The organism is Streptomyces sp. NBC_00878 (assembly GCF_026341515.1).
Taxonomy (GTDB): domain Bacteria; phylum Actinomycetota; class Actinomycetes; order Streptomycetales; family Streptomycetaceae; genus Streptomyces.
The window spans coordinates 9,029,561-9,047,945 of sequence record NZ_JAPEOK010000001.1; the positions used below are offsets into that span (position 1 = coordinate 9,029,561).

At 69.6% G+C, this 18,385-nt stretch carries 15 protein-coding genes and 2 tRNA genes; 13 read left to right on the forward strand and 4 right to left on the reverse strand.

The genetic code is table 11. From position 1 onward, the window contains the following. The first annotated feature begins 41 nt into the window (after positions 1-41). Positions 42-194, forward strand: a complete 153-nt coding sequence (locus OHA11_RS39225) for a hypothetical protein (protein ID WP_167459210.1) — start codon at positions 42-44, stop codon at positions 192-194. A gap of 41 nt (positions 195-235) precedes the next feature. On the opposite strand, the gene OHA11_RS39230 is transcribed toward OHA11_RS39225, so the two are convergent. Both OHA11_RS39230 and OHA11_RS39235 read right to left on the reverse strand, forming a co-directional pair. Then, entirely contained in the window at positions 236-793 is a 558-nt protein-coding gene (locus OHA11_RS39230) for a CGNR zinc finger domain-containing protein (RefSeq protein WP_266504633.1), read from the reverse strand. A gap of 295 nt (positions 794-1,088) precedes the next feature. After that, positions 1,089-1,502 carry an SsgA family sporulation/cell division regulator gene (locus OHA11_RS39235; protein ID WP_003959770.1) on the reverse strand — a complete coding sequence of 138 codons (414 nt, stop codon included), beginning with the start codon at positions 1,500-1,502 and terminating at the stop codon, positions 1,089-1,091. 191 nt (positions 1,503-1,693) lie between these two features. On the opposite strand from OHA11_RS39235, the gene OHA11_RS39240 reads away from it, so the two are divergent. The 7 genes from OHA11_RS39240 (at position 1,694) to OHA11_RS39270 (ending at position 10,078) form a co-directional block, all read left to right on the forward strand. Then, a complete protein-coding gene (locus OHA11_RS39240) occupies positions 1,694-2,128 on the forward strand; it encodes a TIGR02611 family protein (protein ID WP_266504636.1) in 435 nt (144 codons plus the stop codon). 70 nt (positions 2,129-2,198) lie between these two features. After that, a tRNA-Val gene (locus OHA11_RS39245) sits at positions 2,199-2,270 on the forward strand. A gap of 1,166 nt (positions 2,271-3,436) precedes the next feature. Continuing rightward, on the forward strand, positions 3,437-4,726 hold the full coding sequence (locus tag OHA11_RS39250; protein WP_266504639.1) for an ABC transporter substrate-binding protein: 1,290 nt from the start codon (positions 3,437-3,439) through the stop codon (positions 4,724-4,726). After that, the gene (locus OHA11_RS39255) at positions 4,726-5,697 is read left to right on the forward strand and encodes a carbohydrate ABC transporter permease (protein WP_266504642.1); all 972 of its coding nucleotides are present in this window, start codon (positions 4,726-4,728) and stop codon (positions 5,695-5,697) included. Before OHA11_RS39250 ends, OHA11_RS39255 begins: the two co-directional genes overlap by 1 nt. After that, a complete protein-coding gene (locus OHA11_RS39260) occupies positions 5,694-6,590 on the forward strand; it encodes a carbohydrate ABC transporter permease (RefSeq protein ID WP_266504644.1) in 897 nt (298 codons plus the stop codon). Before OHA11_RS39255 ends, OHA11_RS39260 begins: the two co-directional genes overlap by 4 nt. A 7-nt stretch (positions 6,591-6,597) precedes the next feature. Further along, positions 6,598-7,203, forward strand: coding sequence for a hypothetical protein (locus tag OHA11_RS39265; protein ID WP_266504647.1), 606 nt, complete (start codon positions 6,598-6,600; stop codon positions 7,201-7,203). 127 nt (positions 7,204-7,330) lie between these two features. Next, positions 7,331-10,078 (forward strand): Tat pathway signal sequence domain protein, encoded by a 2,748-nt coding sequence (locus OHA11_RS39270; protein WP_266504649.1) that lies wholly within the window; start codon positions 7,331-7,333, stop codon positions 10,076-10,078. A gap of 89 nt (positions 10,079-10,167) precedes the next feature. Here the strand turns inward: OHA11_RS39270 and OHA11_RS39275 are convergent, their stop codons facing one another. After that, positions 10,168-12,738: an SCO7613 C-terminal domain-containing membrane protein gene (locus tag OHA11_RS39275; protein ID WP_266504652.1), complete on the reverse strand. Its 2,571-nt coding sequence runs from the start codon at positions 12,736-12,738 to the stop codon at positions 10,168-10,170. A gap of 159 nt (positions 12,739-12,897) precedes the next feature. Here OHA11_RS39275 and OHA11_RS39280 point away from each other — a divergent pair, with 159 nt between their 5' ends. Next, complete coding sequence (locus tag OHA11_RS39280; RefSeq protein ID WP_266507763.1) at positions 12,898-13,359, forward strand: SRPBCC family protein; 462 nt, start codon at positions 12,898-12,900, stop codon at positions 13,357-13,359. A gap of 49 nt (positions 13,360-13,408) precedes the next feature. Next, positions 13,409-13,480 (forward strand) — tRNA-Val (locus tag OHA11_RS39285). Between the two features lie 61 nt (positions 13,481-13,541). Here the strand turns inward: OHA11_RS39285 and OHA11_RS39290 are convergent. Next, positions 13,542-14,267: a 3'-5' exonuclease gene (locus OHA11_RS39290; RefSeq protein WP_266504654.1), complete on the reverse strand. Its 726-nt coding sequence runs from the start codon at positions 14,265-14,267 to the stop codon at positions 13,542-13,544. A gap of 168 nt (positions 14,268-14,435) precedes the next feature. Between OHA11_RS39290 and OHA11_RS39295 the strand changes: the two genes are divergently transcribed. From OHA11_RS39295 to thrS, 3 genes are all read left to right on the forward strand, one after another. After that, positions 14,436-15,002: a DUF4365 domain-containing protein gene (locus OHA11_RS39295; RefSeq protein ID WP_266504657.1), complete on the forward strand. Its 567-nt coding sequence runs from the start codon at positions 14,436-14,438 to the stop codon at positions 15,000-15,002. Next, entirely contained in the window at positions 14,999-16,222 is a 1,224-nt protein-coding gene (locus tag OHA11_RS39300; protein ID WP_266504658.1) for a hypothetical protein, read from the forward strand. Before OHA11_RS39295 ends, OHA11_RS39300 begins: the two co-directional genes overlap by 4 nt. A 155-nt stretch (positions 16,223-16,377) precedes the next feature. Beyond that, entirely contained in the window at positions 16,378-18,354 is a 1,977-nt protein-coding gene (gene thrS / locus OHA11_RS39305) for a threonine--tRNA ligase (protein ID WP_266504661.1), read from the forward strand. The last annotated feature ends 31 nt before the right edge of the window (positions 18,355-18,385 follow it).

The following is an 18,385-nucleotide window of genomic DNA, read 5'->3' on the forward strand; positions in this document are numbered from 1 at the left end:
GATCGCGTAGGGGTAGTTGGCTGCGTCATCATCGCGGCGAGATGCTGGACACAACACAGAGCGACACCGCGGCTCCTTCCGAGGAGCGGCGGGGTTGTCTCTTCGCGCTTTCCCAGCCACCGCTGATGATCTTCCTTGCGGTGATCGGCTGTCTGCTGCTCATGGCTTCGCTGCACGATCTGCTGCTGCTCTGAGCCGTACGCGGAGTCCCTGGCGTCACCCGTCGAGGACTCCGTCAGCCCGCCGCCTCCTTGCGACGCGCCCGGTAGGCGGCCACATGCAGACGGTTTCCGCAGGTGCGGCTGTCGCAGTAGCGGCGGGAGCGGTTGCGGGAGAGGTCGACGAAGGCGCGTCGGCAGTCCGGTGCCTCACAGCGGCGCAGCCGCTCCTGTTCGCCGGCCACCACGAAGATCGCCAGGGCCATGCCGCCGTCGGCGGCGAGATGGTCGGCGACGGACGCGCCGGGCGCGAAGTAGTGCACGTGCCAGTCGTAGCCGTCGTGGTCCGTGAGACGCGGAGTGGTGCCCGCGGCGGCGACCAGCTCGTTGATGAGCGCGGCGGCGGCCCGGGGATCCGAAGCGGCGAAGATCCCGGCGAAGCGCCCGCGGATCTTGCGCACCGCCGAGAGATCGAGCTCGGACAGGGTTCCGACATCGCTGATCTTGTGGTTTCGTACGAAATCGTGCAGGGCCGCGATGGTCGCGAGCCCGTCCGCCGTGTCGTCCTCCGGTGCGGTGTTCACCAGATCTACCACGGCGTCGAGCGCGCACCGGGTGTCGTGGGTGATCAGCACATTTCGCTCCCTGGCCTGGAAATCGGGCAGCCGCCCGCCGATGCTGGCCGATGCTAGTCGCTTACCGCCCCGGGGGACCGGCCCCGTCCCGGCGGACGGCCCCAGGGTGCCCGCCCGCGGCGTCCCGACGCCACCGGCCACCGCGGGCCGCCGAGCTCTCTGAGGCGCACGCGCAGGCGCCGCCTCCGTGGACATCCATGGAAGCGGCGCCTGTGTATGCACCATATGCGGTTGTCTGAGCCCGAGCCGTCTCCCCGAGTGGACGGCGCCGGGCGGCTTGGTGCGGAGTCTCCTCCTAGCTTTCGGCCAGGATGTGCGAGAGCTCCGTGTCGAGATCGAAGTGCCGGTGTTCCGTGCCAGGGGGCACGGCGGCGTCTGTTCGCTTCAGGAACGACTCCAGGGCCCGCGCCGGGGCCTCGAGCAGTGCCTCCCCCTCCGGGGAGCTCAGGGCGATGCACACGACGCCCTGACCGTGGCTGCGCGACGGCCAGACGCGGACGTCGCCGGTGCCGGTGGGCCGGTGCAGGCCCTCGGCCAGGAGGTCGCGGGCGAACACCCACTCGACGGTCTCTTCGGCTCCGGTGTGGAAGGTGGCGTGCACGGCGTAGGGATCGGCCGTGTCATACCTCAGTCCTGCGGGAACGGGCAGTGAGGACTCGCTCGACACAACGAGGCGCAGGTGCAGCTCGCAGCTGACCGTGGTGTTCATAAGCGCCAGGGCCTTTCGCTCAGTGTGCGCTCGGGGATTCGCACGTCGGCGAAATCGACATGCCACCTACGGTGCCGTTGTAAACCCCTCTGAGTGTTTTGCGTGTCTTTAGGTAGCTCATCCGGCCGAGTGCTCGTTCGCGGAGTACGACCATTCCGGTGACCGGTTTCCGTCGGGTAGGGTTTGGCTGTATGAATACGGGGAGTGACGAAACGGGGGAGGCCGTCGTGGCGGCCGATCGAACGAAGGGCGAGCGGGAGCTCGGATCCCGTGCGCCGGAATTCATCAAGGCACGACGCATGCTGCATCTGAGCTGGCAGGTGGGCGTCTTCATCGTGGGTCTCGCGGTCGTCGTGGCCGGTGTGATCATGCTGCCGTTGCCTGGACCGGGCTGGCTGGTGATCTTCGGCGGCATGGCGATCTGGGCGACCGAGTTCGTCTGGGCGCAGCTGGTGCTCCGCTGGACGAAGCGCAAGGTCACCGAGGCGACGCAGAAGGCGCTCGATCCCCAGGTGCGGCGCCGCAACATCATCCTGACGACCGTCGGGCTGGTGATCATCGTGGTGATGGTCGGGATCTACGTCTGGAAGTTCGGCTTCGAGATGCCGTGGAAGATCAAGGAGTAGCAGCGCCCCCGAGTCCGCCATGGGCGGTCGGAGGTACCCGCTGACATGGGGTAATCTTCTTCGTGCGCCCGGGCGATTAGCTCAGCGGGAGAGCGCTTCGTTCACACCGAAGAGGTCACTGGTTCGATCCCAGTATCGCCCACCGTACCGAATGGCGGCCGGGTCCACAGAGCATGTGGACCCGGCCGCCATCGCCGTTTCCGCCCGGGTCCGCCGCAGGCCGCGGGAGCCTCGGCACGGTGTCTTTCGCGGTCCGCGACCGCCTGACGCGGGCGCCGGCGCCCGCGCCCAGGGAAGCGCACCTGCCCGGGCGCCCGGGAGCGGATGCCGGGCCCTGACTTCCCCAGGACGGATGCTGCGCCCTGGCCTTCGTGGAGCGGTTTGCCTGGACCTGGCTTGCCCGGAGCGGGTGCCTGGCCTGGTCTTTCCGGGCTGGACGCCTGGCTGCGGTTCTCTGGAGTGGCGGCGGGGCTGGTCTCCCTCGGGCTGGCCGCTCGGCTGTGGTTCTCCAGAGCAGGCGCCAGGCCGCGTCCCCCGGAGCGGTGCCAGGTCACGTTCGCTGGAGTTGGTGCCAGGCGGAGGTTCCCTGAGGTTGGTGCGTGACCGCGATTCCCTGGAGTGGGCACCCGGCTGCCGTCCTCTTGCCCCGGCCGGCGTCCTCGCGCCCCGACTGCCGCCCTCACGCCCCGGCCGGCGTGAGATCCCGGGCTCGGCAGCGCTCCAGCCCAAGCCGCCCCGGCGCCCCACCCCACGCAGGCCCTCCCTGGCAATCCGCCCCATGGCAAGCCCAGTCGGGGGCGCGGGGAACTGCGCGACCAGCCACAACGAACCGGTACTTCGACAGATCACCCAAGCCACCCCCCCTCAAACGAACCGGCACCCGACAGACCACCCAAGCCACCCCCCCCCAGCGGAACAACGTGCCTGGTCAAGCCCTCCGCCCCACAACAACCACCCGCAGTCGCCTCCCGCACATCACTGCAATCATCAGCCCCCGCACGGCACCCGCCACCTCCGTCACCGCCCTCGCCCCCGCCCGCCCCCTGGGCACTCCCAACGTTCACCGCCCCTCCCAACTCCAGCCCCCCCAACCCCCGGTCGGCCCCCCGACCCACCACACCCCACCTGCTCAGTCACTCAACACCCCAGCAAAATCACCCCAGTTCACGCCGCCGCGCGAGCGACCTCGTTCACATCAATTCCTGCCCGAGTCATTGACGCCCGCGGAGCGCCTCCGTACCTTGTGCCAGCAAGCGCTTACTTGAAACGATTCATGGCAGCGGACGACCAGCACGGGGAGGCCCAACTGTGGGAAACAACGGGAGTGTTGAGCGGCGGACGGTCCTCAAGGCGGCCGGCGCGTCGCTGGCCACGGCAGGGCTGGCCGCGACGACGGGTTGTGGGGGAGACGGGGGCGGATCGGGCGACGGAACCGTCGAGATCCGCTTCGCCTGGTGGGGCGCGGAGGAGCGCGCGAAGCGCATCAACGAGACCATCGCCCTCTTCGAGAAGAAGTATCCGAAGATCAAGGTGAAGACGGACTTCCAGGATTACGTGGCCTTTTGGGAGAAGTTCCAGACCCAGGCCGCGGGCGGAAATCCCCCGGACGTATTCCAGAACGCTGTCGCTTTCCTGCGGAAGTACGACAAGAGAAGTGTTCTCCTCGATCTCAAGTCCCAAGTGGACGCGGGAAATCTGAGCCTCGAGAACTTCCGCGCCGGAGTCGAGAAGGTCGGCGAGGTGGACGGAAAGCTGCTCGGTGTCCCCGTCGGTTCCAACACCATGTCGCTCGTCATCGACGAGAAGGTTTTCACAAAGGCCGGAATCAAGCCCGAGCAGGGCTGGACCTGGGACGAGTACTTCGCCGCGCTCAAGAAGATCCGGGACACCCAGAAGGTGTCCGGCGACACCGGCTACTTCGGGATCATGTACCTCTACGACCTCTACCTCCGGCAGAACGGCAAGGCGTTCTTCAAGGAGGACGGACTCGGCTTCGACGAGGCCGACCTGACGGAGTGGTGGACGGACGCCTACAACCGCGTCAAGGCCGGGATCATCACCGACCCGAAGAAGATCGAGCAGCTCAAGCCCAAGTCGGCGCTGGCCTCGGGCGACGGAGCGTCCGAGTTCACCTGGGACAACTTCACGGTGCGCTACGCCACGGAGGGCGACAGCACGTACGGCCTCGCGCCGATCCCCACGACCGACGGCAAGGAGACCGGCCAGTACCTCTCCTCGCTCATGCTGAGCGGCTCCGCGCGGACCAAGCACCCCAAGGAGGTCGCGCAGTTCATCGACTTCATGGTCCACGACCCCGAGGTCGGCAAGATCATGGGCTACGACCGCGGCATCCTCGCCAGCACCGAGCAGTTCGACGCGTACAAGCCGACCGACGCCCCCAACAAGGGGATCGCCCAGTACGAGGAGGACGTCGCCGCGGCCGGGGTTCTCGGGGCCATCACCCCGCACCCGGCGGGCGCCGACACCGTCGAAGCGGCCTTCCTGCGCATCGCCGGTGACATGTCCCAGGGCAAGACCAAGGTCTCCGACGCGGTGAAGCAGTTCTTCTCCGAGGCCGAGTCCGCCCTCGCCGCCTGATGGGAACCGCAGTGACGACGCTCATCAAGGACTCTCCGCCGGATGCCCCTCGGACGCGTCCCGGTCCCCCCGCCGCCGTCAAGCGGCGGGGCCGCCGGGAGAATCTGGCCGGCTACCTCTTCATGTCCCCGTGGATCGCCGGCTTTCTGCTCCTGACGGCTGGGCCGATGGTCGCCTCGCTCTACTTCGCCTTCACCGACTACAACCTCTTCGACTCCCCGAAGTGGATCGGCTTCGACAACTTCACCAGGATGTTCGACGATCCCCGGTGGCAGAAGTCGGTCGAGGTGACGGCGAAGTACGTCGTCATCGGTACGCCCCTGAAGCTGCTGCTCGCCCTCGGGGTCGCCCTGCTGCTCGCGCAGAGCCGGCGCGGACAGGCCTTCTACCGGGCCGCGTTCTACGCCCCGTCGCTGATCGGCGCGAGCGTGTCCGTCGGCTTCGTATGGCGCGCGCTGTTCTCCGACGACGCCGTCGTGGACCGTACGCAGTCGTTCTTCGGCTGGGACGTGGGCGGCTGGGTCGGGGACCCGGACTGGGTGCTCTACAGCCTGGTGGCGCTCACCGTCTGGCAGTTCGGCGCACCCATGGTGATCTTCCTCGCCGGACTCAAGCAGGTACCGAAGGAGTTGTACGAGGCGGCCGAGGTGGACGGCGCCGGGCCGTTCAGGCGGTTCTGGAGCATCACCCTGCCGATGATCTCTCCGGTGCTGTTCTTCAACGTGCTGCTGGAGACCATCCACTCGTTCCAGATCTTCGGTTCGGCGTACGTCGTCTCCAACACCAGCTGCGGACCGGCCGACTCCACGCTCGTCTACACCTGCTACCTGTACCAGAAGGGCTTCAAGGAGGCCCAGATGGGCTTCGCCTCCGCGATGGCCTGGATGCTGCTGCTCGCCGTGGCACTGGTGACAGCGGTCCTCTTCTGGTCCCAGAAGCGGTGGGTGCACTACGAGGAGGCCTCCCGATGAGCACCACCACGACTCCGACCACGACCCCGACCACTCCGCGCACGTCACTGGACCTCGGGCGAAAGCGGACGGGGTCGCTCGCCTGGCACCTCAGTGCCCTGCTGGTCCTCGCGGTCGTCCTCTATCCCGTCATCTGGGTCCTCGGCGCCTCGTTCAAGCCCAGCCGGGAGATCGTCGGCAGCCTGGAGCTGTTCCCGACCAGCCCCATCCTGGAGAACTTCAAGGGGCTCGCCGACGGCATCGCGGACATCTCGATCGCGACGTTCTTCGAGAACTCCCTCTTCTACGCGCTCGGTTCCGTCGTCGGCATCGTGATCTCCTGCTCGCTGACGGCGTACGCCTTCGCCCGCATTCGCTTCGCCGGGCGCAACCTGATGTTCACGCTGATGATCGGCACACTGCTGCTGCCGTATCACGTACTGCTCATCCCGCAGTACGTGATGTTCCAGAAAATGGAGCTCATCAACACCTACGTACCGCTGCTGATCGGCAAGTACCTGGCCACCGAGGCGTTCTTCGTCTTCCTCATGGTGCAGTTCATGCGGAACCTGCCGAAGGAACTCGACGAGGCCGCGCGGCTCGACGGGTGCGGGCATCTGCGGATCTACTGGTCGATCGTGCTGCCGCTGTGCCGTCCGGCGCTCATCACCAGCGCGATCTTCACCTTCATCAACGCCTGGAACGACTTCATGGGCCCGCTGATCTACCTCAACGAGCCCGGCAAGTACACCGTTTCGCTGGGCATGATGATGTTCCGCGACCAGGAGGGCGTCGCCAACTACGGCGGCATGATCGCCATGTCGCTGGTGGCCCTGCTGCCCGTGCTGCTCTTCTTCCTCGCCTTCCAGCGCTATCTGATCGACGGTATGGCGACCTCCGGACTGAAGGGCTGAGGCGGCGATGAAGACTCGTACGGCTTCTTCCGGAGGTGCGCCCGCCCAGCGCGAATCCGTCTTCGCCGAGCGGTTCGGGCTCTTCGCCGAGTGTCTGCTCACCGGGGTGTGGATCGCGGTGGCCTCGCTGCCCGTGGTCACGTATCCCGCCGCGTTCGCCGCCGGGTCGCGGCATCTTCGGCGGCGTACGGCCCATGTGGGCGGCGGGTGGCGGGAGTTCGTCGCGGACTACCGGGCGGCCCTGCGCGGCGGATGGCTCGCCGGGCTCGCCGGATGGGCCGCGGCCGCCGCGGTGTGGGTGGACGTCCAGGCCGTGCGTGCCGGGATCCCGGGCGGTCCGGTCGTCGGGGTCGTCGGTCTCTTCGCGCTGATCGGGCTGGCCGTCGCAGGGCTGCGCGCGGCGGCGGTCTGGGAGCCCGGCGCGTCCTGGCGGGAACTGCTCGGGGCCGCCGGACGCCGTACCGTCCTCGACCCCGCGGGGTCCTTCCTGATCGTCGGCGGACTGGCCGTGGTGGTCTGCTCCGCCTGGTTCGTCCTGCCGCTGGCGGTCCCCGTGCTCGGGGCCGTCGCGGCGGCGGCCCTCGCCGTGGAGGAGCGTGGCCGGCACCGCTGACCCAACAGTTCAACAGCACCCATCACGCGTAGACGTACACAAGGTCGGCGTCCGGCGCCGCGCCTCCCTCTGTCATGCCCCTGACTGTCCCCGACTTCCCCGCACGGAAAGGAAAGGCTGAATTCTGATGGCTTCCATCCCCCGTAGGTCCCTCCTCAAGGCGGCCGCCGTCGCCGGAGCCGCCGCCCAGTTCAGCTGGGCCCTGGGCGCCCAGGACGCGCAGGCCGCTCCGAGAGCCGAGGCCGCCGACGCGGACCCGGTGACCCTGGACTGGCTGGAGGACGGCGGCCTCGGCGCCGCCCCCGGATCGACCGTGGGCGTGCCCTGGCCGAAGGGCGCGTACGAGAAGGAGCAGACGTTCGCGCTGACCGACGCCGACGGCAAGGAGGTGGCCGTCCAGTCCTGGTCGATCGGCTACTGGCCGGACGGCTCGCTGAAGTGGACCGCGCACGCGGTCGGGCCGGGCGCGGGGAGCGGGAAGCTCACGCTCGCCGCGGGGTCGCCTGCCGCGCCCGCGAAGAGGGTGACCGTCGACAAGAGCGGCGGCTCGATCGATGTGTCGACCGGTGTCATCACCGCGAAGATCGGCAAGAGCGGCTCCACGCTGGTGAAGTCCGTGCTGCGCGGCTCGACGGAGATCGCCAAGGACGGCCGTCTGGTGCTGCTGCGGCAGCCCGAGATCGAGGACGGCGACCAGGGCGCGGAGAAGTACGAGCGGTTCGAGAGCGTCATCACGGAGGTGGAGGTCGAGCAGGACGGGCCCGTCCGTGCCGTTGTCCGTATCGACGGCAAGCACCGCAAGGGCAGCCGGAGTTGGCTGCCCTTCTCGGTCCGGCTCTACTTCTACGCGGGCGCCGAGTCGTTCCGCATGGTGCACACGATCACCTTCGACGGCACCCAGGAGCCGGGCAAGGCCAGTGGCGACTTCATCCGCGGCATCGGTGTCCGGTTCAAGGTGCCGATGCGCGACGCCGCGTACGACCGGCACATCCGTATCGGGGGTGAGGGCAAGGGTCTGCTGCGCGAGGCTGTCAAAGGCATCACCGGTCTGCGCCGGGACCCGGGGGCGGCCGTGCGGACGGCCCAGTTCGAGGGCCAGAAGCTGCCCGACCCGTCGACCTGGGACCAGCGGGTGACCACCCGCCTTCAGTACATCCCCGAATGGGGCGACTACACCCTCTCCCAGCTCTCCGCGGACGGCTTCACGGTCCGCAAGCGGACCAAGAAGGGCCACGGCTGGATCGGCGCGGGCGGCGGCCGACGGGCGAGCGGCTTCGGGTACGTCGGTGGCGCGAGCGGCGGACTCGCCTTCGGGCTGCGCGACTTCTGGGAGAAGTTCCCCGCTCAACTCGACATCCGCGACGCCCAGACCGACGAGGCCGAGGTCACCATGTGGCTCTGGTCGCCCGAGGCGCAACCCATGGACCTGCGCTTCTACCACGACGGCATGGGTCAGGACACGTACCCCGAACAGCTCGAAGGCCTCAACATCACCTACGAGGACTACGAGCCCGAGTTCGGCACGCCCTACGGCATCGCCCGCACCAGTGAACTCCTCTTCTGGGCCCACGAGTCCACGCCCAGCGCCGAGGCGATGGCCGAGCAGGTGGCCGCCGTTCGCACTCCGGCACAGCTCGCCGCCCCGCCCCAACACCTCATCAAAGCGGGCGTGTTCGGGAAGCTGTTCTCCGAGCCGGACCGCTCCACCGCCGCCAAGGCGAAGATCGAGGACCATCTCGACTTCCTCTTCACGTACTACAAGGACCAGGTGGAGATGCGGCGTTGGTACGGCTTCTGGGACTACGGCGACATCATGCACTCGTACGACCCGAGCCGACACCAGTGGTGCTACGACGTCGGCGGCTACGCCTGGGACAACTCCGAGCTCTCGCCCGACCTGTGGCTCTGGTTCGCGTACATGCGCTCCGGCCGCGCCGACATCTTCCGCTTCGCCGAGGCCATGACCCGGCACACCGGCGAGGTCGACGTCTACCACCTCGGCAAGTGGGCGGGCCTCGGTACCCGGCACGGCGTCCAGCACTACGCCGACAGCGCCAAGCAGCAGCGCATCGCCAACACCACCTACCGGCGCTACTACTACTTCCTCACCGCGGACGAACGCGTCGGCGACCTGATGCACGCCAACGTCGACTCCGACGAGACGTTCCTCGTCCTCGACCCGATCCGCAAGATACGTACCGAGCCGTACGAGCCGGACCGCAACGCGCTCTCGATCGGCTTCGGTACCGACTGGAGCGGGCTGGTCTCCGCCTGGCTCACCGAGTGGGAGCGGCGCGGGCCCAAGTGGGAGAAGGCGAAGGCGCGCGTCCTGTCCACGATGGAGACCATCGCCGCCCAGCCCAATGGCTTCGTCCAGGGCAGCGCCCTGTATGACCTGGACACCGGGAAGTTCGCCGTCGCGGACAAGGCGGTGGTCGGCGTCTCGCATCTCTCGTCGATGTTCGGCCTGGTCGAGCTGAACGCCGAACTCCTCGACCAGATCGACATGCCGAAGTTCAAGGAGGCGTGGCTCGACTACTGCCGCTACTTCAACGCCACCAAGGCCGAGCAGAAGGCCCGTTACGGCTCCGACTTCGGCTCGCTGCTGCTCTTCCAGGGGCACTCGCGCCAAGACGCGTACGCCGCCGTCCAGTTGGGCGACGACGCGCTGGCCGCGCGGGCGTGGCGGCAGTTCTACAACAGCGCCGACACCTGGGACTACAAGGAGTCCACGGACTGGTCCACGAAGGAGGTCGACGGGCCGACCGGCTTGGTCCCGGGCAGTGAGGCGTCGTGGGTTTCGACGAACACGACGGCGTTGTACGGGCTGGCGGCGATCCAGAATCTGGCGTTGGTGGGCGACAAGATGGGGTGACGTTCCCACTGGGGGGCGCGGAATTTGTCTGCGGGTCCGGTTGTGGCTGGGCGCGCAGTTCCCCGCGCCCCTTAGGGGGCGCGCTGGTGCTAGCGCATCTTGCCCAGGACATCTCGGACTCGGCGGGCGTCTCGCAAGCGCTGTTCGTACGTGGCACCCAGGGCCAACAGCAAGAGGCCGGCCAGCGCCGGAGGTACCCAGCGCGGTACCGCGTCCATGGCCTGGGCGATGTACGGGGCCAGTTCGTGGAGGGCGACCAGGGTGAGTGTGCCGCCGCCGAGGACGAGCAGGGCCTGGAGGCGTTGCCGGGCGCCGACGAGGGTGATCAGCAGCGCCGCCGTGCCGAGCAGCAGCGGGCGCGGCCAGTCGGAGTCGCCCCATGCCGCGAGAAGGCTCGGCACCAACGTCACGGACAGACCGGGCCCGTACGCCGTCCAGGACGAGGCCTGTGGGTCCCGCCTCCTGCGGACGAACCCCACGACCAGCGCGGGCACGGTCACCGGCAGGGTGTACGCCTCGGGGGAGCCGACCTCCCAGACCGCGAGCCGGACCCAGGCGGCCAGTACGAACAGGGCGGCTGCCACGTAGCCGACCCGCCTACGGTCAGGCCGGATCGCCGTACCCGCCGCGATCACGCCGCACAGGGCCAGGACGAGGGCGAGCGTGGGCGGTTCCATGGCCGCCAGGTCGATCGCCACCACTCCGGCGACGGCTCCCGTGATCTCGACGGACATGGTCGGCCTCGCGTCCCCGAGCCGGGGCGTCAGCAGCGCGGCCGTCGCCGGTACCACCAGGACGAGCAGCGCGATGTGGTGCGGCTGCCAGGCCGCGGACGCACCGGTGGCACAGGCCAGCGCGGTGGCGTACGCGAGCGACGCGGCGGCCGAGACGGCCCGGATCTCATGCTTGTGCCAGACGGCGACCGCCGCGAACAGGACGGTCAGGCTTGCGAGGACGGTGAGCGTGGCGGCCTCGGCGGCGAGGGAGAGCGCGACGAGGTGGAGGGAAGTGAGGAGCGCCAGACAGAGGGAGGTCAGGAGGATGGGGGAGGGCCGAGTGTTGACCGATGCCGATGCCGATGCCGATGCCGATGCCGATGCCGATGCCGATGCCGGGGCCGGGGCCGGGGCCGGGTTTGAGGCCGAGGTCGAGGTTGGGTCCGGAGTCGGGGGCACGGGTGGGGGTGTGGGCGATGGCCCGTCGCCCGTCAGGTGTCCATGACCGCTGTACGCCGCAGCCGTCAGCGCGGCCGCCGTCGTCACCCCCGGCACCAATAGCGCTGCCAGATACGGGAGTTCGAGAGTCGCGGGCAGGACGAGGACGGCGGCCCAGGTCAGACCGAGCGCGCCGGCCAGGGCCGGGGAGCCGTGCGGTCCGCCCCGGAACGTCAGGGCCAACACCGCCGCGACCACGGCCAGTACCAGCGGAGCCGTCGCCATGTGCGGCGGCCAGGGCAGGTCGACCGTCACCGCGTCCCGGGCATCCGCGGGAGCGCCGGACCACACGCGTTCCGCCCAGCCGGCCGGGCCCACGAGGACCGCGGTGACGAGCGGCAGGGCCCAGGCCACCGCGAGGGCCTGCACGCTCGCGGAGGACCACCGCAGGCCACGGCGTACGGACTCCGGCAGCCGGGTGCCGCGTACCGCCAACAGCGCGATGCCGCACACCAGATAGCCCGGAACCGTCCAGCCGTCGGGCAGCACTGTGCGGAGCACGCCACCCGCCGCGGCGACGGTGATCAGGCCGCCGGCCAAGGAGAGACCGGGGGCGGCCTGCGCGGCGGGGGCACGCCACGCGGCCCCCAGCGCGATCGCCGCGGCGAGGGCGAGGAGCACCGCCGCACGGGCGGCGGCGCTCGGACCGGTGGCCTCCGATGAGAGCCAGCCGGCCGCCAGGGCGCCCCAGGTGCCCGTCCCGTACGCGCCGACGGTGGCGACGACACGCACCGACCGTACGGACACCGAGAGGGCCACGACCGTGTCGAACACGGCCGTCGTCAGCAGCGCCGCCGTGAGCGTGTGGACGCCCGCGTCGGCCGCCACCGCCCAGAGCAGCAACGGGAGTTGGGCCGTCGCCATGGCCGCCGGGAGCGGCAGACGCAGGGCGCTGAGCGTGCGTCCGTACGCCGCCCACAGCACGGCCAGGAGCGCGGTCGCGGCAGCCGTGTACCCGGTGCCGTCCGCCTCCGGGAGCGCGACCTCGTGCAGGGCGTAGGCATCGAGGACCGTCAGTACGAGGCCGAGGCCCGCCACCGACTCGGCCGTCGAGCGGAGCCCGCGCTTCAGGAGCGGCACCGGCGCGGCGAGCGCGGCGACAGTGACCGCGCCGAGGACCGCCGCCCGTCCGGCGATACCCAGGTGCCCCCAGCTGACCAGCGTGAACGCGATCGCCGCGACGGTCAGCAGGACGCCACCGAGCACGAGCAGCGCGTTCTGTACACCGGGAGCTGTGGTCTCCGGCCGCCGGGGGTGAGGTGCGGGTGCCGGCCTACTGGCTTGGGCCTGGGCCGGGAACCGGGCTGGGTCCCGCGCCTCGGCCGACCGGAGCACATCGAGGAGCCAGGCCCGGCGGGCCAGCAACTGGGCCCTGCGCGCGTCCAGTTGCCGCATCTCGTGGTCGAGGATCCGCAACTCCTCGGCCGGTGGCGGAAGGTTCGTCATGACTCGGAGTGTGGTCCGCGTCACGCCGTACGGCATGAGCGCACATACTCAGGACGTACTCAAATCTGGACGTACTCGGATCAGGACACCTTGAGCCGAGGGTGGGCCGGGTTCCTCCCCGGCCGGGTCGCGGACCGGCAGACTCGGACCATGAAGCGCATGGACTGGACGCATTACCGCTTCCGCAGCCTGTGGAGTCTCGCCGCCCCGCTCGGCGACGTCTACGACGCGCTGGCCGACGCCGAACGCTACCCGCGCTGGTGGCCGCAGGTGCGCGAGGTGACGCCCCTCGACGCGAGCAGCGGCGTCGTCCGCATCCGCTCGGTGCTGCCGTACGACCTGGTGTTCACCGCGCGCGAGGTGCGCCGGGACCGGGCGGCCGGGGTGCTGGAGATCGCGATGGACGGGGATGTGGACGGCTGGGCTCGGTGGACCCTCGCCGCCGACGGGGCGGTGACGCGCGCCCGCTACGACCAGGAGGTCCAGGTGACCAAGCCGCTGCTGCGCCGGTTCGCCGTGCCGGGACGGCCCGCGTTCCGCGCCAACCACGCCCTCATGATGCGGGCCGGGCGGCGGGGCCTGGTCGCGTACCTCCGTGGCACCCCCGCGCGCGAGCCGTGAAGCGGTTTGAAGGAAACGCGAGGAGACCTGTATTGTTCGGTGCGTTCCCGGGCGATTAGCTCAGTGGGAGAGCGCTTCGTTCACACCGAAGAGGTCACTGGTTCGAACCCAGTATCGCCCACCGGGAAAGGCCGGTCCGTCACAGACGGACCGGCTTTTTGCATTGTTGCCGAGGGATTGGGTCAGGCCGCCGCTGGGAGTTCGGGGCGCAGTGGCCAGGCCGGATCGACCGCCTCGTCCGTGCCACTGCGTGCGAACCAGGCCTGGAGGCCGCGTGCCTGTGCCGCATGCCAGACGGCTTGCAGCGTGTGCAGCTCGGCCGCCGACAGCCGTTCCAGACGCGTCGCGAAACGGCGCCCGACCGCCCGTACGACTTCCAGTGAGGCCAGTGCGTCGGCCGCCGCGTCATGCGCGCCCTGCAGCTCCACGCCGTAGAGGGCGCAGAGGTCCGTGAGCGTGCGGCGGCCCTTTCGGTAGCGGTCCAGGTGTTTGTCGAGGACCCGTGGATCGAGCACGCGCAGCGGCACGGTCTCGAACCAGTGGTCCAGGGAGGATGCCCGGTGCCTGCGCAACTCCCGGTCCAGGAGCGTCAGATCGAAGGGCGCGTTCATCACCACGAGCGGGCGTCCCGCCGCGCTCTGCTCGGTCAGTTCCCTGACTATCTCGTCCATCACCGGCGACGGCCAGCGGCCGTTCAGCAGGAGATGCTCATCCGTCAGCCCATGCACCGCCGTGGCGCCTTCGGGCACCGGCACTCCCGGATTCACCAGCCAGCTCCGCACACGCGGCCGGCTTCCGGGAGCGTCCTGGACGACGACGGCGGCCGACACAATCCGGTCGGTCTCCACGTCCACACCCGTCGTCTCGGTGTCGAACGCGGCCAAGGGCCCCTCGTACCAGCACGTCATACGCACACAACTCCTCGTTCACCTTCGGCAGTTGACGCGCCGTCCCCTGCCCTTTTTGTGATACCCGGGCTGTTTGCGCCGTACGCAGGAAGGAGACAACAGAGGTACGGGTCTTTGCAGTTCAGCGGCCCGCAACGGGGATACACCTGATTCGGAAGGCTGTTGGACATGGCGCTCGCGCAGCCCGAGCAGGGCGGGCTGCTGCCCCAGAGGACGGCACCGCATCGAGGCTCACTGGCCACCACGGCCTGCATGGAGACACTGCAGGTCGGTTATCTGCACGCGGTCGCGGCGGCCGCGGGCTGTTCCCTGTCCCAGCCCTTTCCGGACAACGGCATCGACTGGCACGTCAGCCACAGCGCCCCCGGGCACACGGTCGACGACGAAGTCACCATCAAGGTGCAGCTCAAGTGCACGTACCAGATCCCGCCGAACCCCGCGGGTCCCGCCTTCTCCTTCACGCTCGACAACGCCCACCTGGAGAAGCTGGCCCGCACCCCGGTCTCGGTGCACAAAATACTGGTCGTGATGCTCGTGCCCAGATCCCAGGACGACTGGCTGCGCGCCGGCCACGACCGCCTCGATCTGCGGCACTGCTGCTACTGGATCAACCTCGCGGGCCAGCGCATCACCGGCCGGCGCAGGACCACCGTGCGGATACCGACCGCTCGCGTCTTCGACGACCGGGCACTCTGCGAGATCATGACGAGGGTCGGTACGGGAGGAAAACCGTGACGCACCGCCCGATCGACGAGCCCGTACGCCCAGTCAGGCCCCACCCGGTGGAGGCACCGGGCCTGTGGGACCAGCAGCCCCGGCCCGACCAGGTCGACCCCGCCGTCCTCGGCGCCCTTCTGCACCGGCACGGCTGGCAGCGCCGCGGCGGAGCCCCCGGACGGTACGGCCGCTGGACCCCACCAGGGCCCGGCGGCTCCGGCACCAGCCTGCTGGTGCCGGAGAGCCGGGCCTTCCCCGACAGCGAGGACCTCCTCGGCGAGGCCCTCGTCGCGCTGTCCCGCAGCGGCCTGCCCTCCGCCCGTGACGTCCTGGTCGGCCTCGCCGTGCCCAGCGACGAGATCCGCTGGTGGCGCGATGTGCCGACGGGTCCTGTCGGCGTCTCGCCGTGGACCGTCGAGGAGCAACTGCGCACGGCGGCACGGCAGATGCTCCTCGCCGGCGCCCTCGCCTCCCGCGCGCGTGCCGGCTACTACGGCGCCCGCCACCGCAGGCCCGCCGCCGCGTCCCTGGAGAACGTGCTCGTCGGAGCCGCCCCCGGCGGCCGGGAGCTCACCGCCTTCGTGCCGGTCGCCACCGGCCGCCCGCTCGCCGTCCGCCTCCACCAGGCGTTGTACGCGGCCCGCGAGGCCATCGACTACAAGCGCGCGACCGGTGGCATGGACGCCTTCGACGGAGCCGTCGAGGCAGGCGTGAGCCATGAGCTGATGGAGGCGCTGGCGGCCCTGGTGCGCGGCACCGAAGGGGCCCGGGTCGCCGTCGAGTGGGCGCCCGCCGCCGGGGTGCCCGAGGGGTGCGCGACGCCCGCCGACCCCGTCGAGTTCTCGCCCGGAGACCTGCCCGTACTCCGCGAGGCCGGAGCCCGCTATCTGCGCGACGAGCCGTCCGTGCCCGTGCGGATCACCGGAGCCGTGGTGCGGATGCGCAGGCCGGGGCCGCGCGGCGACGGGAGCGTACGGCTGCGGGTCATCGCGGGGGCCGAGGTCCCGTACGTACGGATGACCCTCGACGAGGAGGCGTACCGCATAGCGGGCCACGCCCACCTGGTCGGACTTCCGGTGCGGGTGCACGGGCGGCTGGAGAGCCGTGGGGGTTTCCGGCGGCTGACCGGGGCGTCCGGGGTGGCGCCCGTGCAGGTCGACGATGCGGAGCGGGACCGGCTGATGAAGTCCCTGCAGGAGAACCTCGACTTCTTCGAGGAGGCGTGCAGCGGGGACTGATCCGCTTCACGAGGCGTGGCAGGGCAGCAAGGCAGCAAGGGCGGGCGAGTAAGGGCGACCGTTTCGCGAGGGGTGCTGTCGGCTCGGTACGATCGCCCTTGTCCATTACGCGCGCACGACGAAGATGCGCGCGCCCTTGCAGGCAGGAGAGTCCGGTGTCAGACGTCCGTGTGGTCATCCAACGCGATTCCGAGCGGGAAGAGCGCGTGGTGACGACGGGCACTACGGCGGCCGAGCTCTTCGCCGGTGAGCGCACCATCGTCGCGGCCCGGGTGGCGGGCGAGCTCAAGGACCTCGCGTACGAGGTGAAGGACGGCGAGACCGTCGAGAGCGTCGAGATCTCCTCCGAGGACGGTCTCAACATCCTGCGCCACTCCACCGCGCACGTCATGGCCCAGGCCGTCCAGGAGCTGTTCCCCGAGGCCAAGCTGGGCATCGGCCCGCCGGTCAAGGACGGCTTCTACTACGACTTCGACGTGGAGAGGCCGTTCACGCCCGAGGATCTCAAGGCCGTCGAGAAGAAGATGCAGGAGATCCAGAAGCGGGGGCAGCGGTTCTCGCGGCGTGTGGTGACCGACGAGGCGGCTCGTGAGGAGCTGGCGAGCGAGCCGTACAAGCTGGAACTGATCGGCATCAAGGGCTCCGCCTCGACCGACGACGGCGCGGACGTCGAGGTCGGCGGCGGCGAGCTGACGATCTACGACAACCTCGACGCCAAGACCGGTGACCTGTGCTGGAAGGACCTCTGCCGCGGTCCCCACCTGCCGACCACCCGGAACATCCCGGCGTTCAAGCTGATGCGCAACGCCGCCGCGTACTGGCGCGGCAGCGAGAAGAACCCGATGCTCCAGCGCATCTACGGCACCGCCTGGCCGTCGAAGGACGAGCTGAAGGCGCACCTCGACTTCCTCGCCGAGGCCGAGAAGCGCGACCACCGCAAGCTCGGCAACGAGCTGGACCTGTTCTCCATCCCGGACCAGATCGGCTCCGGCCTCGCCGTCTTCCACCCCAAGGGCGGCATCGTCCGCCGGGTCATGGAGGACTACTCGCGGCGCCGCCACGAGGAGGAGGGCTACGAGTTCGTCTACACCCCGCACGCCACCAAGGGGAAGCTCTTCGAGACCTCGGGCCACCTGGACTGGTACGCCGACGGCATGTACCCGCCCATGCAACTCGACGAGGGCGTGGACTACTACCTCAAGCCCATGAACTGCCCTATGCACAACCTGATCTTCGACGCGCGCGGCCGTTCGTACCGTGAACTGCCGCTGCGCCTCTTCGAGTTCGGGACCGTGTACCGGTACGAGAAGTCGGGCGTCGTGCACGGTCTGACCCGTGCCCGGGGCTTCACGCAGGACGACGCGCACATCTACTGCACCAAGGAGCAGATGGCGGAGGAGCTCGACAAGACGCTCACCTTCGTCCTCGGCCTGCTGCGGGACTACGGTCTGACCGACTTCTACCTGGAGCTGTCCACCAAGGACCCGGAGAAGTTCGTCGGCTCCGACGAGATCTGGGAGGAGGCCACCGAGACGCTGCGGCAGGTGGCCGAGAAGCAGGGCCTCCCGCTGGTCCCGGACCCGGGCGGCGCCGCCTTCTACGGCCCGAAGATCTCCGTCCAGGCCAAGGACGCCATCGGCCGCACCTGGCAGATGTCGACCGTGCAGCTCGACTTCAACCTGCCCGAGCGCTTCGACCTGGAGTACACGGGCCCCGACGGCGCCAAGCAGCGGCCGGTGATGATCCACCGCGCGCTGTTCGGCTCGATCGAGCGCTTCTTCGCGGTCCTGCTGGAGCACTACGCGGGCGCGTTCCCGGCCTGGCTGGCGCCCGTGCAGGCGGTCGGCATCCCGATCGGCGACGCGCACGTGGACTACCTGCGGAAGTTCGCCGCCGACGCGAAGAAGAAGGGCCTGCGCGTCGAGGTCGACTCCTCCTCCGACCGCATGCAGAAGAAGATCCGCAACGCCCAGAAGCAGAAGGTCCCCTTCATGGTCATCGCGGGCGACGAGGACATGGCTGGCGGCTCCGTCTCCTTCCGCTACCGCGACGGCTCCCAGGAGAACGGCATCCCGCTCGACGAGGCCCTCGCGAAGATCGCGAAGGTGGTCGAGGAGCGGGTCCAGGTCTGATCCGGCCACCGTCTGATCCGGGCACCGTCTG

Bases quoted from the DNA above. Each gene is read 5' to 3' on its own strand.
- OHA11_RS39270 (WP_266504649.1), top strand. From the start codon at position 7,331: ATGGCTTCCATCCCCCGTAGGTCCCTCCTCAAGGCGGCCGCCGTCGCC.
- OHA11_RS39295 (WP_266504657.1), top strand. From the start codon at position 14,436: ATGGCGCTCGCGCAGCCCGAGCAGGGCGGGCTGCTGCCCCAGAGGACG.
- OHA11_RS39225 (WP_167459210.1), top strand. From the start codon at position 42: ATGCTGGACACAACACAGAGCGACACCGCGGCTCCTTCCGAGGAGCGG.
- OHA11_RS39290 (WP_266504654.1), bottom strand. From the start codon at position 14,267: ATGACGTGCTGGTACGAGGGGCCCTTGGCCGCGTTCGACACCGAGACG.
- OHA11_RS39240 (WP_266504636.1), top strand. From the start codon at position 1,694: ATGAATACGGGGAGTGACGAAACGGGGGAGGCCGTCGTGGCGGCCGAT.
- OHA11_RS39280 (WP_266507763.1), top strand. From the start codon at position 12,898: ATGGACTGGACGCATTACCGCTTCCGCAGCCTGTGGAGTCTCGCCGCC.
- OHA11_RS39255 (WP_266504642.1), top strand. From the start codon at position 4,726: ATGGGAACCGCAGTGACGACGCTCATCAAGGACTCTCCGCCGGATGCC.
- OHA11_RS39275 (WP_266504652.1), bottom strand. From the start codon at position 12,738: ATGACGAACCTTCCGCCACCGGCCGAGGAGTTGCGGATCCTCGACCAC.
- OHA11_RS39260 (WP_266504644.1), top strand. From the start codon at position 5,694: ATGAGCACCACCACGACTCCGACCACGACCCCGACCACTCCGCGCACG.
- OHA11_RS39265 (WP_266504647.1), top strand. From the start codon at position 6,598: ATGAAGACTCGTACGGCTTCTTCCGGAGGTGCGCCCGCCCAGCGCGAA.
- OHA11_RS39235 (WP_003959770.1), bottom strand. From the start codon at position 1,502: ATGAACACCACGGTCAGCTGCGAGCTGCACCTGCGCCTCGTTGTGTCG.